The organism is Halochromatium sp. NSM3 (genome assembly GCF_059621085.1).
On the sequence record NZ_JCAQIA010000010.1, the window covers coordinates 80165 to 95280 of the forward strand.

Consider the following 15116-nt stretch of genomic DNA (forward strand, 5'->3'; position numbering starts at 1 on the left):
AGGCCGACATGCGCATTGCCAACCGCATCGTCACGCTGAGCCTGAACCCGGCCATCGACCAGACCGTGCGCGTGCGGGAATTCACCGCCGGGCGCGTCAACCGCGTCGACTGGGAGCAGTCCGACGCCGGCGGCAAGGGCGTCAACGTCGCCTCCTTCCTGGCCGACCTGGGGGAACGGTCTTGCGCGACCGGCCTGCTCGGCAGTGCCAACGACGACCCCTTCGTCGCGCTCTTCGCCCGCAAGGGCATCGAGGACCGCTGTGTGCGCCTGCACGGACGGACTCGGGTCAACGTGAAGATCACCGACCCGGTGCTGGATCAGGTGACGGATCTGAACTTCCCGGGCCTGGCACCGCAGCCCGAGGATCTCGAACGGCTCGGGGAGACCATCGACCTGCTCCGCGCCGAGGGCGATGTGGACTGGTTCGTGCTCTCCGGCAGCGTGCCGGCCGGCGTGCTGGATGGCCTCTACGCGGACTTGATCGCGCGACTGAAGACCGCCGGCAAGCGGGTGCTGCTGGACGCCAGCGGCGCACCCTTCGCCGCCGCGCTGGCCGGCGGCGCCGGCGCCTCCATGCCCGATATCATCAAGCCGAACATCGACGAACTCGCCGAGCTGATGGGCCGGCCGCTGGAGAGCCAGCCCCAGATGCTGGCCGCCGCGCGACAGCTCATCGACGCCGGTGTCGGCCTCGTGGCCCTGTCCATGGGCGCGGACGGCGCCTTGTTCGTGGAGGAAGGCGCCGCTGTGCTGGCAGTGCCGCCAGCCATCACCGTGAAGAGCACGGTCGGCGCCGGCGACGCGATGGTCGCCGGCATCCTGGTGGGCACCCGCCAAGGGCTGGATCTGGCCCGCCGCGCCCGGCTCGCCACCGCCTGCTCCCTGGGCGCCCTCGGCGAGGTCGGCCCGCACCTGCCCAGCCGCGACCGCATCGAGTCTCTCGCTGCGCGCGTGCAGCTGAGCGAGCTGAACAGCCGCTGAGCCCTAGCGACCCAAGCCGCCCCGCAACAGCACCTACTTCCGGAGCACTCGACCATGGCCACACTGATCGCCGTCACCTCCTGCCCCACCGGCATCGCTCACAGCCTGATGGCCGCCGAGGCCATCAAGCACACCGCCGTTCAGATGGGCCACGACATCCAGGTCGAGATCCACGGCGCCGAGGGCACCACCAATCGGCTGTCGGCGGAGACCGTCGCCGCAGCGGATGGGGTGCTCATCGCCGCCGACATCCACGTCGAGCTGGAGCCCTTCGCGGGCAAGCCACTGCTGACCGTCTCCACCAGCCGCGCCATTCGCGACACCCGTGGTGTGCTCGAGGAGCTGCTGGCACGGGTGCCAGGGCTCGCGAGCGAGCCCTCCACTCAGGCGCGCGAGCCAGCGGCCCCGCCCCAGTCCCAAACGCCCAAGCCCGACGTGCCCAAGCCCGACGCGGCTGGGCCCAACGCTGCAGGGCCCGAAGCGGCCAAGCCCGGCGGCCGGCGCATCGTCGCCATCACCGCCTGTCCCACCGGCATCGCCCACACCTTCATGGCCGCCGACGCGCTGAAGAAAGTGGCCGAGGCCGAAGGCGACGAGATCCACGTCGAGACCCAGGGCTCGGTCGGCGCCAAGAACCAGCTCACGCCGGAGCAGATCGCTGCGGCGGACCTGGTGGTCATCGCCGCCGACACCCATGTTGACCCGTCGCGCTTTGCCGGCAAGGCGGTCTACACCACCTCCGTCGGTGCCGCCGTCAAGGGCGCTGCGGACGTGCTGCAACGGGCAGCCAGCGAGGCTGTGGTGAGCGGCGGCAAGGCCGCGACTGCCGAGACCGCCGGGCAATCCAACAAAGGTGGCAAGAAGGTCTTCGACGGCCCCTACAAGCACCTGCTGACCGGCGTCTCCTACATGCTGCCCATCGTCGTCGCCGGGGGACTCTGCATCGCGCTGTCTTTCGTCTTCGGCATCGAGGCGTTCGAGCAGGAGGGCACGCTGGCTGCGGCCCTCATGGCGATCGGCGGCGACGCGGCCTTCACGCTGATGGTGCCCATCCTGTCCGGCTTCATTGCCTACTCCATTGCCGACCGGCCCGGGCTGACACCAGGGCTCATCGGCGGCATGCTGGCGATGAACCTGGACGCCGGCTTCCTCGGCGGCATCGTCTCCGGCTTCCTCGGCGGCTACATCGCGCTGGCGCTGCGCGATTACCTGCCCCTGCCCAAGCACTTCGAGGGCCTGAAACCGGTGCTGGTCATCCCGCTGCTGTCCACGCTGGCCACGGGCCTGCTGATGATCTATGTGGTCGGCGCCCCGGTGAAGGCCATCATGGACGGGCTCACCACCTTCCTGCAGGGCATGGGCTCGACCAACGCCGTCATCCTGGGCCTGATCCTCGGCGGCATGATGGCCGTGGACATGGGCGGGCCGGTGAACAAGGCGGCCTATACCTTCGCCGTCGGCTTGTTGACCAGTGACCAGTTCATGCCCATGGCCGCCGTGATGGCCGCCGGCATGACCCCGCCGCTGGCCATCTCGCTGGCGACCTTGATCGGCGGCAATCGCTTCACCCTGGCCGAGCGCGAGGCCGGCAAGGCCGCCGGTGTGCTGGGGCTGTCGTTCATCACCGAGGGCGCTATCCCCTTTGCCGCCAAGGACCCACTGCGGGTCATCCCCGCCGCCGTCCTCGGCTCCGCCACGGCGGGCGCCCTGTCCATGTACTTCGCGGTGGGCCTGCGCGCGCCCCACGGTGGCATCTTTGTGCTGGCCATCCCGAACGCCGTCACGCACCTGGCCTGGTACGCCGCAGCCATCGCCGCCGGCACGCTGGTGACGCTGATTGCGTTGCTGATCCTCAAACCCTCGCTCGAGGAGCCCAAGCCCGCCATCGCGGCCCACGCCGGCGCCGCGCGGGGCCAAACCGGCGGCTACTAGCCCCGCAGCGCATTCTCCTCGCGCATCACTTGCCCATCGCGTGCCCATCGCGCGCCCGAGTCTGCGGGTTCCGTCGAAGCTCTCGAAAGCAACCCGCAGACAGACAAGGAAAGGCACCGTAAACAGCGCACCGTCGACCCTCGCCGACTCCGGCGTCATCAGTCCACCATTGCGGATGTCGCCTCCCTCATCGCGATCATGCGCCCAAGGCGCAGCATCATCCTGAGGGCGCGATTGCGCCCTGCGGGTCGACGCTGCTCGGGCGGGTCGCCGCGCCGGCCCTGTGGCGCGAGCATCGCCGTTGTCAGCCCAGCGACGAACGCTAAGCTGATTGTCTCGGGGCTGGCGATCCGCTCGTGCAGGCGCTGGCCGAGCTGCACACGCCGACGCGCGGCCTCTTGCTGGCACGCGCGCCAATGCACAAAGGCGGCCGCAACCTGGCGTCGCTGCGCGCGAAGACCTCGCCTCTTGCTGGGGTTCATGCGCATTCGCTCCGGTGGTTGTTTCAGGAAGGGGTCGCGTTATCAGTGGCGGCCGCGTCCCGCCGTCGCATCTCGGCCAGCGCGGTCCGCAACACCGGAAAGCCAAGGTGCGGCCGTAGTCTCACGATCCAGAGCCGGCACAGCAGCGCAAGCAGGAAATGGGCGACCGCCAGTACACCAAGCGCAGCAGGCCAACCAAGCGCAGGCGCGATCAAGGCCGCAAAGGCAAGCGCGGCGAGCAGCCACCCGATGCTGAAGAACAGGGCCAGCAGCAGAGCGACTTTGGCGATCCGAACCAGGCTTGCGATCGCAAGGCCGGCCTCGGCGACGGCAAGATCCGTGGTGGCCGCAGCCGCCTCACGATAGCCACCAATCACAGCGCTGATCGCAGCGCCGATGCCCTCGGGTGCAGGTGCAGCCTGCTCGTCCCCTTCAGCCGCCGTCGCCGCTGGTTCGTCCGGTGACAACGACGGCTGTGCGTTGGCGGCCGACGTCATCAGCGCCGAAGCAATGACGAGATGATGATCCCGGCACCAAAGGCGATCCCTGCGGCGGTCCACGGGTGATCGTCGACGTAGTCTTCGACGAAGTTCGCCGCTTCATTGCCCTTCGCGCGCGCATGGGCGGCACCTCCACGGATGCCCTCGCTCACATCGCCCGCCGTTGAGCGGACATGGCGCTCGGCCGAGCCAGCCTGGTTGGCGAAGCGGTCGAGCGCTTCGTGAAGAATGCTCACCATACGCTCCGTCTCGGTCCCGGACGGGGCGTCCTTACCAGAATGGATCTCCGAGGCCACTTTACCGATCGGGTCGCTCTTTTTGTCGCTCATAGCTCGTCTCGCTGTTGAATTCGGATTGGACTGGATGAGGGATGAGTCATGCAAAAAACAGGCCGTACGCCGCGCCACACCGCAAAACCCCCGTCAGCGGGGCAATTGCCCCAACCTCCCGCGCAGCGGCGTTGCGATGCGCCGACGGCAATTGTGGCGCGACATGTGCATCGGCTCGGTTTGGCGACCACCGAGCAACCGACCGCTCGACTGATATCGAGGACATGACGCATGAACGAAACCGATTCCACCCTGCCATCGACCGCGAGCGAGGCCGACGCAAGCCCCCGCGTCAGCTTCCGCGATGCGTGGCGACACCCGACGCAGTGGGCTCGCAGCCTCGCGACATCGCGCAATGGCTTGTGGATGATCGGTATCGCATCCTTCCTGGAGACGATGATCGTCCCGATCCCGATCGAGATCGTCTTGATCCCGTACATGCTGGTGCGGCGTGATCTGCTCTGGCGGATCGCCGCCGTGACCACGCTCGGCTGCCTGCTGGCGGCCACCGTCGGCTACGGACTCGGCTACTTCTTCTATGACAGCGTTGGGCGCGGGCTGGTCGAGCTGATGGGCTGGCAGGATGACTACTCGGTGTTCCAGGCTTGGTTCGACGCCCAGGGCTTCTGGGCGATCCTCGCGATCGGCATCGCGCCCATCCCGTTCCAGGTCGCGATGCTCGTTGCCGGTGTCGCAGGCTATCCGCTGCTGCTGTTCATCCTCGCGGCAACCATGGCGCGGGGTATCCGTTACTTCGGGCTCGCGTTCCTGGTCTACCGCTATGGGGAGCAAGCGCTCGCGATCTGGGAGGAGCACCGGCTTAAGGCGGGCATCGGCGTGCTCGTGGTGATTGGCGCGATCGTCGCGCTGAACCTCTACGCCTTTCGCTAGCGCCAACGGTCGCGGGGTTGGCAGGGCCTGTGCGTGCCAGTCAGGGGAGGAGCGCGACCGCAGACGGTAGACGCGCTGTTCATGATCCTTGCAAGACGGTGCAGATCAACGCGGTAATCCCAACGCCGAGCGCGATCGCGTGAGTCATCCGGTCTCCCCGTCGGGGGCGACCGGCGCTAGCACCACGAGGGCCGCCGGCAGCACTTCGTAGTGCAGGGGCAGCGTCAGGCGCAGCCGCTCGCCGTCGTTCATGACGGTCAGCCGCGAACGGTGCCGCTCTTGGAGCCTGACCTGCGGCAGTGCGTGGTGGAAGATGCGCGGATCCTCGGACCAGGTGCCGTCGAAGAGTCGCAGCGCCAGGCGCGGCACCTCCCAGAGCGGACCCTTGTGCAAGCCGTAGACGCCGAGCACCCCAAGATCGAGGTGGTCGCGGCGCGGATACAGGCTAGGCTCCGGCGCCAGTGGGTTGTTGGTGATGACGAGCGCACGCGTCCGCAGGACCTGTGTGTGGCCGTTGATGTCCAGCGTGACGCGCCGATACGGGTAGCGCCAGAGCATCCAGAACCCCTTGCGCAGCAGCCGCCCCCAGAGCCGCAGCGGCCCGGCGCCGCGCGCTGCTTCGCGGGTACGCGCCATGGCTGTACTCATCCCGAGCATAGACGCGCAGAGGAAGTGGGCCCCGTTGACGCGCCCGACGTCGATCGCCTTCGCCGGCGCATCGATCAGGGCCTCGATGGCCGCGTCCGGCTCCAGTGGGATGCCGAGATCGCGCGCCAGCAGATTGGCGGTGCCAAGCGGGACGATGCCGAGCGGCACCTGGCGCCCGAGCAACGCCTCGGCGACCGCCAGGACGGTGCCGTCGCCGCCGAGGACGAAGACCTGCTCGGCGCCCTCGGCGAGGCCCGCCTCGAGGCCGGCGCGCCAGGTGCCGGGCTGGTGGCGGCTCATGTCGAACGGGATCGCGGTCGTCGTCCAACCCCGCTCGGCGAGACGTTCGGTGAGCCGCTGCGGCAGGTCGTCGCCCTGCGCGTCAGCGGACCCGGAGCTGGGATTGAAGACGATGATGGTGCACGACATTGAGGTTTGGGCTCCCGATAGGATAGCGGCAGGTGAGTAGCGTTGCGATGTCTCCCTGCCCCGCCGTTTTTGGATAAGCAGATGGCGTGCCGTCTGCTCAGCATCGAGCCTCCTGTCTCCGAGGCTCCTAGACGCCCAGGGACGGTTGGAGTTTTATTCTCCAATGGCGGTTGTTTTGCTCGCCCGCTGGCCCATATCCACCATCCGCCGCCTATATGGTCGAACTGCCAAGGGCCGTCGCGCAAGACGACGTCACAGCACTTCTGTCAATGGCTTCTCCTCGTTCCATGCATCCTCCTGTCTGGTGTCTCCTTGGGTCAGGTGAGCGAAGAAAACGCAAGCGTGCGCATCGAGCAGCAGACGAATCAGGCGCTCAAGCCGGAATCGCCTCCCGACCTAGCCGAAGCGGCGGCGGACATCGTCAAGCGCACCAACGACTTTCGCCGCGACCCTCGCGGTTTTCCGTGAGGGCGATGTCGCTTGATGATCCAACCCGCAGGCAAGCTCGTTCCGGCGGTTCAACACATCCGACCCGAGCGAGAGCAGCGACGCGGTCAAGAAGCAGGCTGGCGATGCGGTCCACGACAAGGTCAATGAGGCCAAGGGTGCGGCAAAGGCCGCCACCGCTGCCGCGCGGGACGAGGCCCATGAGCAAGGGCTGGATCCGGACGGTCTGGTCGACAAGGGTCTGGCGGTCAAAAATCGGGCACGTGACGCAGCCAAGCAGGAGTCCGCTAGCCCTGCCTGAGCAGCACTGAGAGCACAGCAGCACTGGCGCTGGCGGAGGGGGGCCGACGCGCCGAGTCCGGCGCACGGCGTGCTCGAGAGCACCGCGCAACATCGCCGAGAGCGGTTTCTTTGAACCGCGATCGGCTCAAATCAACTAAGATAAACCGGCCGGCAACGGTTCAGCACACTCCACCCCCGTGGTTTTCCGGACTTGTTCTCGGCACGGCGGGCCTGGCCTAAGGCTTGCTATCTCTTCCGCTTGAGGAAATAACGCAACCCTCTTCGCCCAAAGGAGCAGAACCTCATGAAGCAGAACTTCAAAATTAGCCTCGTTGTCATTCTCGTCCTCGTGCTCGGCTTTCTTTATCTTCGCTGGGGGCCGAAATCCTGGGAGGTGCAAATCACCGGCGCGACCGGTGATGGCCGCGAAGTCCAATATCGCATCGAAACGGTCAAACCAGACACGGCGGATACCTTGATCTTCAAGAACGCCGATGCTGGCTTTATGCCACCCTACTTCAAGTTCGACTCGGCCACCCTGCAATCCATTGCCAGGCGTATCTCCGAAAACTGCCCTCAAGAAGCCGTGGACGTCAACGGCTACGGGCTCCGTATCACTTGGCTGGACATGTTCCCGAACGCCACGTCCATCGATGCCCCGGAGCGCTGCCGGATGGCGCGCTCGGACCCGGATAAGGCGAACGACCCCAGGGGCTGATTCGCGCAAGGTCCAGCAGATCGAGCATCAGCATTCGGGAGACGATTCAATCTCCCGATTGCTCCGCCAAGACCAAGTGCCGGCTCGTCAATCGCCGATTGATCAAGCCGCAATTCCCCGCCGGCGCGATGCCGGTGGGGAGCAGATTCACATCAATCCGCGCGGGCCGGTCCGAACAGGTTCACGCGCGGAACCGGAGCCAAACGCAATGCTCGACTTCCTCGGCTATGCGCTAGGGGCAAAACATGCCATCTGCGTTCACGTCTACGAGTTCCACCCGGGGCAGATCGCCGACACACTGCTTCGTATACTGTGCGCCCGTGAACTCCACCCGGCCGATCTGGCGCCGGAGAGCCACCTCGATTGGGCCAAGATCCGGCTGTCACGTCTGGCCACGCCACTGCTGTAGCCTTGGCCCCTCGCTTATTCGGCGTTTTCTCTGCGGAGCGGGGTCTCAAACAGCCGCTTCGGCAGATGCGCGCGCAGGCCCTTGGCATCGTAGCGCGTTAGATCCTTGTCCACCTCGAGCACGACCTGGCGGGCGGTCTCGTCCGGCAGGCTCTTGCGCAGCAGGCCGAGAAGGGCCGGCGGCGCCACCAACCCGAGCATCTCGAAGCGATGTTCGCTCCTGCCTTGATCCAGGGTCTCGGCGAGCGATTTCGCGAAGCGCTGGGCCTCGACCTCACCCGGTTGGGTTTTCGGCTCGAGCGCGTGTCGCCCTTCCCCACCCGAGTCGAATGACCGACCAGGTCGGTCGCTGACCAGATCCTGATCCTGGAATCAGCCGCGTCAGTCGGCCTCAGGCGCGGCCGCCGACAGCGGCTCCCGCGCACCGCTGCTCGCCAAGCCATACTTGTGGATGCGATAGCGCAGCGTCTCGCGGGTGGTGCCAAGCGCACGCGCCGCAGCGGTGACGTTGTGACCGCTGCGCTCGAGCGCGGTGCGGATGATGTAGCTGTCCATCTCGTCGAGCGCCATGCTGCCGTCGAGCGGGATCAGCAGCCGATCGCCCTCAATGCTCGGCCCGCTGGCCGGCGCCTGCGCGACGCCTTGGCCAAGCTGTAGCCACTCGACCGGGAAGAGGCTGTCGCGCGCCAGCAGCACCGCCCGCTCGATCACGTTACGCAGCTCGCGCACGTTGCCCGGCCAGTGGTAGGCGCGCATCTGCTCGTAGACCGTATCCGGCACCTCGCAGACTTGGCGGCCAGAGCGGGCGTTGTATTCGTCGATCAACACCGGCACCAGTTGATCGAGGTCCTCGAGGCGCTCGCGCAGCGGCGGCAGGTCGAGGCGAAACACCGAGAGGCGATGGAACAGGTCGCTGCGAAAATCACCGCTGCGCACGCGCGCCTTGAGGCTCTGATTACTGGCGGCGATGATCTGCACATCGACCTCGATCAGGCGTTCGCCGCCCAGTCGGCGCAGACGCCGATCCTCGAGCACGGTCAAGAGCTTGGTCTGCAGATCGAGATCCATCTCGGCAATCTCGTCGAGGAACAGGGTGCCCTCCTGGGCCTGTTCCAGATAGCCGCGATGACGGCCCTTGGCGCCGGTGAAGGCACCGGCCTCGTGTCCGAAGAGTTCGGATTCGAGCAGTTCGCGTGGCAGCGCGGCGCAGTTGACCTCGACCATGGGACCGTCGGCGCGCGGTCCGCCATGGTGGAGGATACGCGCCACCAGCCCTTTGCCGGTGCCGGTCTCGCCACCGATGATCAGCGCACTGAACGGCACCTCGGCGAGCCGCGCGATCAAGCGGCGCGTCTCCTCGGTGGTCTTGCTGGCGCCAAGATAGGAGCTTGGCGCATAGCGACGGCGGCTGTCGCGGGTCTGTGTCTGCAAGCGCCGCTGGGCCAGGGCGCTGCGGCGGGCGCCGGCGACGACGATCTCCAGCCGTGACAGCGGACAGGGTTTCTCGAGAAAGTCATAGGCACCGAGACGCAGCGCGCGCACCGAGTCCGGGACGCTGCCATGGCCGGTCAGCAGAATCCATTCGCAGGGGATCTTCTGCTCGCGAACGGTCTCCATCAGGTCCAGCACGTTGCCGTCTGGCAGACTCATGTCAGCCAAAATCACCAGGGGCTCGAGCTTTTGGCTGATCAGGATCTCGCGCGCTTTCGACAACCGTCCGGCAATCCCGACGTCCCAGCCCTTACCGGAGAAATGGCGTTCTAGCTCGCGCGCGAGCGCGTCCTCGTCTTCGATGATGAGCAGTGGATCAGCCATCGGTTATGCGTCGCCGCGGATTCGCTGATTCCACTCCAGCTCGGGCCCGGCGCTGGACGTCGACTCGGCGGCGATCAGCAACCCCACTAGGTCGATGACCCCGACCAGACACCGACCGGACTCGGTGACGAAGAGCGTATTCACGCGCTCGCGCATCATCAACTGCCGCGCGTCGTCGACTGTGGTCTCGGGTCCACAGCAGACAGGCTCGCGCCGCATCAGCGTCCGTACGCTCGCGCGTGTTGGGTCAAGCTCGCCACTGACCGCTCGCGCGGCGACATCCAGCGAGTCGAGGGCACCGACCAAGCAGCCCTGATCAAGGACCGGCAGACTGCAGCATCCGGTCTCGCCGAATCGGCTCGCCGCTGCGGACAGGGTGCTGTCCGGATCGACCACCGGAAAATCGGTGCGCATCGCGTTGATCAATGTCATCAAGGAACTCCGGGGCAATTGAGGCGTCTCTGTGCGGCTGCAACTTTGATGCCGTACCCGCCCGTTGACTGACAGCGCTGACTGACGGCGCTTGGCCGACAATCACACTAGCATAAGCGGCTGATATCAACTGAAGCTTAGTTGATAACCCCCATCCGTTCGTGATCCGAGCATCACCGCGACCCTAAAGGTCTATCCCGGTGCCGCGACGCCTCATCGCGCCGGCTCTCGATACCCCTGTGTCATTACCACCAGCGCTGGGGGTAAATCACCCCGCCTCGGGTCGGCCCGTTCCAAACGGCGACGGTGTTTGTGCCGACGGCAAGCCAAGCCTTGTTGGCGTATCAAGGCTTCACGGGCATTGATCGACACTAGCCGGTGAATGGCATGCAACGTGCATCTTGTTACTCGATGCCGGAGCATCTGCGGGAGGTTTCGGCAGTGATCATCACGAGAGACCAGAGACGAGAGAGCAGAACATGAAAACATTTAACGCAGTCACGGCGAGCAGCGTCGTTTTAACCCTGATGCTGGCGAGTTCGGCGGTCATCGCCGAGCAGCAACGCGCCCAGTCGGCCATGGGTTCGCAGACCGGTACGCAGACCTCTGGGATGATGGGCCAGAGTCAGCAGAGTATCGACATCAGCGACCTCAAGGGCAAGCAGCTCGTCAAGGAGGTCGGCAAGATCGATGAGATCGTTCGTGAGAAAAACGGCGACAAGCATTTTGTGGTTGTGACGCTCGATGATGGGGATAAGCAGATCGCTATCCCGCTGGACAAACTCGAGATGCGGGGCGACACATTGACGGCACCGAAGTCCGCCTCCTCCAAGGACGAACTCGCGTCGCAGTCCAAATATAAGAAGGGCGACTACGAGCAGGTGACGGCTGGACAGCGGATCGATCGGTCCGAATTTTCCGCCTTCGAGGCCCAGCGTGGGACAGGCCAGAGTGGTAACGGCATGCAGCAGGATAGCGGCCTGCGACAGGGTGGCAGCATGCAGCGGGAAGGGAGCACCCCGAGCGGCAGCAACTATTAAGTCTTCGGCGTTAGCCGCAGACCGTACTTGAAGCCGAAGGCCGGCCGGGGATTCCCCGGTCGGCCTTTTTGCGCGCTCCTCCCGGAGGCACGCACCACCTGAGAGGCACAGCCCCCGAGGCCGCCATCGCGCATGTGACCCCATCCGCAGTTTGCTCACACGAACCGGCAACATCCTTGAAAGAAGGGCACCCGAAGGCAATTGAGTATTTATACTGAGTTAGAAACTCACATACTCTCTAACCATCCGCGACTCGCGCCAGCGGCAAGATCCGCATGAGGTCTTCGCAGACAGGTGAGTTACACCAGCCTATCGATGGGAGTGCCCTATGCGAGTGATGCCAACGCTCATCTTTTTTTTGGCCCTGACCGTGGGACTAGGCCCGGCTTGGGGAGACGACTTTACGATCCGTGTCGCCATGCAGGAGAAATCTGCGGCGACCTTCTATGTGCCAGGTGAAATTTCCGGCTTCGGGCCGGTGGACCTGATGGTGGATACCGGCTCCGGGTACATGACCATCAACGAAGAGACGCTCGCCGTGCTGATGCAGCGTCGCGCCGCCCGCTACGTCAAACAACTGCAGGGCATTCTCGCCGACGGCAGCGAGATCGAGGTTCCGCTCTACTCCATCAGGCGCATGCGCATCGGTGGCGACTGCTGGCTGACGGATGTCGAGGCGGCGGTGTTCCCGGGCAACTCCCGCCAAATCCTCGGCCTCAGCGCGTTGCGCAAAGTTGCTCCCTTCGTGTTCTCGGTCGATCCTCCCGGCTTGAGCTTGAGCCGTTGCGGCAGCGCCTCGGCCAACGTCTTGCCACAGCCGGCACGCTTGCCCGCGCTCAGAACCGCCGTCAACTAGACCTGGCTCTGCCGCTGCCATCGCTGATTCAGCCGGTACCACAGGCCGAGCGCACAGGCTCGCTCGCGTGGCTGATGCAACCGCACCACGAGCCGTAAAACAGGCGCCGAAAGGATTCACCGTCGAGATGGATCAACAGATTCGGATGGGCGGTCTCGAGGTAGACGCTGGGCAGGCAGACCAGCGACTGCTCCAGGATCACTTCGATCCCGCGCTCGCGCGCGCTAGCGATGGGGATAGGGATGCCGCGCAGGAACAACCGTCCGGTCTCGGGATCGTCGGCGATTTGGAAATGGCGCCCGAACTCCTCGCGCAGCGCTGATGGGTCAATGGCCCAGGTGCGAGGGATAACAGCCAGCGCATAGCCCTCCTCGTCCTTGAGCACCCGCGTGATCGCCACCCGGCCTCGAAGCGAGTCGACCAGCTCGCCCTGCTCTCGATCCGAGCCCTTCAGATAGACCATCTGAAAGGCGAACCCGGTCTCGGCATACAGGTTACCGATCGTAATACGCGCCGTCGTCACTGAACTCATGCGGTGTCCTCCGCGATCCGCTCGACCGACATCAAGCACCGCTGCCGGATGCCCGTGCGTGCAAGAAAGCGCCGAGTCCGCCCCGCGTCGAGGCACGAAGCGGTCGGGCGGGTTATGGTTGTAAACGCAAGGTTTCGAGTACGAAGACCAGTGCCACGGACGCAGCTCCCGACCCCGCCATGAGGATCAAGAGCGGCATTAGCCGCAGTTCGGGTGCGCGCCCCTCGGCTTTGAAGGTGGGTTTGATGTTCATTGGCAGACCCTGAGTGGTTGATCGTTGGATCAGTTGATCAGCGTTTTCGCGATCGAGACTCGGCGATGGCGTTCCACCATCATTTGCCTGGCTAGGCTACTGCAGGAGCTGACTGCGCAATCGACGGCTTCGTGTAAACCGGCTGGGCGCAGATAAGGATAGGGTGTCCCTTGGTACCAGGGAATCCGTATAACTACGCAAGGCCGCGCCGCTTTTCCCCGCTTTCCTCAGGCCAGGCGCCGGCGCCTTCAGCCCGCGCCGGTGCATCATCGCCGGGCGGACACAGCGCAACCATGTTGCAAAGTATCGCAATACTGTCGGCCTCCATCTTCTCCATCATCCGCGCCCGGTGGGTCTCAACAGTGCGCGGGCTGATCTCCAGCTCGCGCGCGATGTCCTTGTTCGACAACCCTTGGGTCGCCAATACCATCACTTGCAGTTCGCGTGGCGTCAGTGTCGCGCAGCGCGCGCGCACCGCCTCCACCGCGCTTGTATCCTGACGCCGTCGCCGCTCGATCTCGAAGGCGCGCTCGATGCGCTCGACCAGCGTGTTCTTGCCCACCGGCTTCTCGAGGAAGTCCACCGCACCCGCCTTCACCGCGCGCACCGTGGTCGGGACATCGCCGAATCCGGACAGAAAGATGATCGGTAGCCCATAGCCGCGCTTGCGCAGCGCCTGCTGCAGTTCCAGGCCGTTCATCTCCGGCATGCGCATGTCCAGCACCAGACAGCCGCAGTCGTCGTCCGAGCAGAACGCGAGAAAGGACTTGGCGTCCGCAAAGACCTGCACGCGATAGCCGAGCATCTCGAGCAGCAGCTTCATCGATTCACGCATTGCTTCGTCGTCATCGACGATGAACACGCGTTGTTCCTCATCCATCCTCTCCTCCTGCCTGACCCAGCGGTAACATGAAATGGAACAAGGCGCCCCCGCCCGAACTCGGCTCGGCCCACAGCTTGCCACCATGACTTTCCACGATGTCGCGGCTGATGGGAAGCCCCAGACCGAACCGCGAGCCGCAGGGCGAGGCTAACAGATTGAATAAGGCGTTCTCCATCTCCCAATCCAGTCCAGGGCCGGTGTCGCTCACCGTCACCCGCACCATCGATCACTGCCTCGCCGTCTCGCTGTCTCGCTGTCTCGGCGTTGTTCTGTATTGAAGCGGATTAAAGTTAAAGCAAATTTGGAGCCAGCTCCGTCGCGCGGGTCGGGCGATGGAGAAGCACGGCGAGCGCAGGGGGTGGATGGGTTATTTGAACCGCGAATGGTTCAAATAACCCGGCAACGGTTTAGCTTTCCGGGCAGCGGGAGGCGGCTACGCCGAAGTCCATAAGGCGATGGCGGCCTCGAAGACAACGCGCTGAATAAGTAAACTGGCCGGTGACGGCAGTCATAATGAGGGAGGGGCGGAATTCGCGGAGGCGAAGAATCGACGAACCATCCCCGGCAAACCGGGGATGGTGACTGAGGTTAGCGAACCATCTCAATTAGATCGCGATATTGGCAGCTGCAGCTCTGTGCCGCACGGTAGCCGGATTGATCACTGGCAATCGCAGATCAAGCCATGCGTCTTGTCGTTCAATTCCTCGGGAAGCCGAGCGGTCGTTTCATGAATCACTTGATGCCCTGTCAGCTTATTGTCCGGTGTCATAAAGAACACCGCCTTGCAATTATTGGAAAGCTGTACAGAAGAGATCTTGTTGTACCAACTCGAGTCCCAATACGTCCTCCTGTCCTTGGCAGGCAGATGCTTATCAGCCGCAGACCCCTTTTCGGTGAACCTCAAGTAATCGTTGTCTTGCAGAGTTCCCGTTTGACCTTGGAAATCCCAGTGTTCTGAAATCGTGCATGCGGCAAACGCTGAACCACTAGTGAGTAACAGGCCTACCCCAAACGCTAGAGAACGAATCATGATGTTATTCTCATTTTGGTTAACGGGAAAATTGCCGAACTAATCGGCAAGGCATATTACGTTGATGGTTGACTAAAAAGCAACCTCACCCGTTGTAGGACTGCTGAGCAGCCCTTTTAAGGTGATGTCAACCTATTGTAATCTATAGTCATCTTCTAGCGACCCTGGAGGTGATGCCCGGATGTTTGACGGTATCCTGCAACGCTTTGCCGAGCGCGCGCCTGCC

19 protein-coding genes are annotated in these 15116 nt (G+C 64.4%); 8 read left to right on the forward strand and 11 right to left on the reverse strand.

Going from position 1 to position 15116, the window contains the following annotated elements:
• Positions 1-8 precede the first annotated feature (8 nt).
• Together pfkB and AC54T3_RS06380 are read left to right on the forward strand one after the other, a co-directional pair.
• The gene (pfkB, locus tag AC54T3_RS06375; protein ID WP_496623311.1) at positions 9-983 is read left to right on the forward strand and encodes a 1-phosphofructokinase; all 975 of its coding nucleotides are present in this window, start codon (positions 9-11) and stop codon (positions 981-983) included.
• A gap of 54 nt (positions 984-1037) precedes the next feature.
• Positions 1038-2915 (forward strand): PTS fructose-like transporter subunit IIB, encoded by a 1878-nt coding sequence (locus AC54T3_RS06380; RefSeq protein WP_496623313.1) that lies wholly within the window; start codon positions 1038-1040, stop codon positions 2913-2915.
• 158 nt (positions 2916-3073) lie between these two features.
• Here AC54T3_RS06380 and AC54T3_RS06385 read toward each other — a convergent pair whose 3' ends face one another.
• Genes AC54T3_RS06385 through AC54T3_RS06395 form a run of 3 tightly spaced genes read right to left on the reverse strand, consistent with a single transcriptional unit; the run spans position 3074 to position 4226 of the window.
• Entirely contained in the window at positions 3074-3397 is a 324-nt protein-coding gene (locus AC54T3_RS06385) for a hypothetical protein (protein WP_496623315.1), read from the reverse strand.
• Between the two features lie 23 nt (positions 3398-3420).
• A complete protein-coding gene (locus AC54T3_RS06390; RefSeq protein WP_496623316.1) occupies positions 3421-3894 on the reverse strand; it encodes a hypothetical protein in 474 nt (157 codons plus the stop codon).
• Positions 3894-4226, reverse strand: coding sequence for an ElaB/YgaM/YqjD family protein (locus AC54T3_RS06395; RefSeq protein WP_496623318.1), 333 nt, complete (start codon positions 4224-4226; stop codon positions 3894-3896). Before AC54T3_RS06395 ends, AC54T3_RS06390 begins: the two co-directional genes overlap by 1 nt.
• A gap of 231 nt (positions 4227-4457) precedes the next feature.
• On the opposite strand from AC54T3_RS06395, the gene AC54T3_RS06400 reads away from it, so the two are divergent.
• The gene (locus AC54T3_RS06400) at positions 4458-5117 is read left to right on the forward strand and encodes a YqaA family protein (RefSeq protein WP_496623320.1); all 660 of its coding nucleotides are present in this window, start codon (positions 4458-4460) and stop codon (positions 5115-5117) included.
• A 144-nt stretch (positions 5118-5261) separates the two neighbouring features.
• On the opposite strand, the gene AC54T3_RS06405 is transcribed toward AC54T3_RS06400, so the two are convergent.
• Positions 5262-6194: a diacylglycerol/lipid kinase family protein gene (locus tag AC54T3_RS06405; RefSeq protein WP_496623322.1), complete on the reverse strand. Its 933-nt coding sequence runs from the start codon at positions 6192-6194 to the stop codon at positions 5262-5264.
• A gap of 321 nt (positions 6195-6515) precedes the next feature.
• Between AC54T3_RS06405 and AC54T3_RS06410 the strand changes: the two genes are divergently transcribed.
• The 3 genes from AC54T3_RS06410 (at position 6516) to AC54T3_RS06420 (ending at position 8050) form a co-directional block, all read left to right on the forward strand.
• Positions 6516-6662, forward strand: a complete 147-nt coding sequence (locus AC54T3_RS06410) for a hypothetical protein (protein ID WP_496623323.1) — start codon at positions 6516-6518, stop codon at positions 6660-6662.
• A gap of 565 nt (positions 6663-7227) precedes the next feature.
• A complete protein-coding gene (locus tag AC54T3_RS06415; RefSeq protein WP_496623325.1) occupies positions 7228-7641 on the forward strand; it encodes a DUF1523 family protein in 414 nt (137 codons plus the stop codon).
• 208 nt (positions 7642-7849) lie between these two features.
• Entirely contained in the window at positions 7850-8050 is a 201-nt protein-coding gene (locus AC54T3_RS06420; protein ID WP_496623327.1) for a hypothetical protein, read from the forward strand.
• 14 nt (positions 8051-8064) lie between these two features.
• Here the strand turns inward: AC54T3_RS06420 and AC54T3_RS06425 are convergent, their stop codons facing one another.
• From AC54T3_RS06425 to AC54T3_RS06435, 3 genes are read right to left on the reverse strand one after another with little or no spacing between them, the layout of a single operon-like run.
• A complete protein-coding gene (locus AC54T3_RS06425; protein WP_496623349.1) occupies positions 8065-8406 on the reverse strand; it encodes a host attachment protein in 342 nt (113 codons plus the stop codon).
• A 24-nt stretch (positions 8407-8430) separates the two neighbouring features.
• On the reverse strand, positions 8431-9864 hold the full coding sequence (locus AC54T3_RS06430) for a sigma-54-dependent transcriptional regulator (RefSeq protein ID WP_496623329.1): 1434 nt from the start codon (positions 9862-9864) through the stop codon (positions 8431-8433).
• Positions 9865-9867: 3 nt separating this feature from the next.
• The gene (locus AC54T3_RS06435) at positions 9868-10296 is read right to left on the reverse strand and encodes a CBS domain-containing protein (RefSeq protein ID WP_496623330.1); all 429 of its coding nucleotides are present in this window, start codon (positions 10294-10296) and stop codon (positions 9868-9870) included.
• 401 nt (positions 10297-10697) lie between these two features.
• On the opposite strand from AC54T3_RS06435, the gene AC54T3_RS06440 reads away from it, so the two are divergent.
• Both AC54T3_RS06440 and AC54T3_RS06445 read left to right on the forward strand, forming a co-directional pair.
• Positions 10698-11336 carry a hypothetical protein gene (locus AC54T3_RS06440; RefSeq protein ID WP_496623332.1) on the forward strand — a complete coding sequence of 213 codons (639 nt, stop codon included), beginning with the start codon at positions 10698-10700 and terminating at the stop codon, positions 11334-11336.
• 337 nt (positions 11337-11673) lie between these two features.
• The gene (locus tag AC54T3_RS06445) at positions 11674-12192 is read left to right on the forward strand and encodes a retroviral-like aspartic protease family protein (RefSeq protein WP_496623334.1); all 519 of its coding nucleotides are present in this window, start codon (positions 11674-11676) and stop codon (positions 12190-12192) included.
• 28 nt (positions 12193-12220) lie between these two features.
• On the opposite strand, the gene AC54T3_RS06450 is transcribed toward AC54T3_RS06445, so the two are convergent.
• From AC54T3_RS06450 to AC54T3_RS06465, 4 genes are all read right to left on the reverse strand, one after another.
• The gene (locus AC54T3_RS06450; protein ID WP_496623336.1) at positions 12221-12724 is read right to left on the reverse strand and encodes a hypothetical protein; all 504 of its coding nucleotides are present in this window, start codon (positions 12722-12724) and stop codon (positions 12221-12223) included.
• A gap of 446 nt (positions 12725-13170) precedes the next feature.
• Positions 13171-13857: a response regulator transcription factor gene (locus tag AC54T3_RS06455; RefSeq protein ID WP_496623338.1), complete on the reverse strand. Its 687-nt coding sequence runs from the start codon at positions 13855-13857 to the stop codon at positions 13171-13173.
• Positions 13850-14083 carry a sensor histidine kinase gene (locus AC54T3_RS06460; RefSeq protein ID WP_496623340.1) on the reverse strand — a complete coding sequence of 78 codons (234 nt, stop codon included), beginning with the start codon at positions 14081-14083 and terminating at the stop codon, positions 13850-13852. The genes AC54T3_RS06455 and AC54T3_RS06460 overlap by 8 nt, the downstream gene beginning before the upstream one ends.
• Before the next feature lie 435 nt (positions 14084-14518).
• Entirely contained in the window at positions 14519-14890 is a 372-nt protein-coding gene (locus tag AC54T3_RS06465) for a hypothetical protein (protein WP_496623342.1), read from the reverse strand.
• Between the last annotated feature and the right edge of the window lie 226 nt (positions 14891-15116).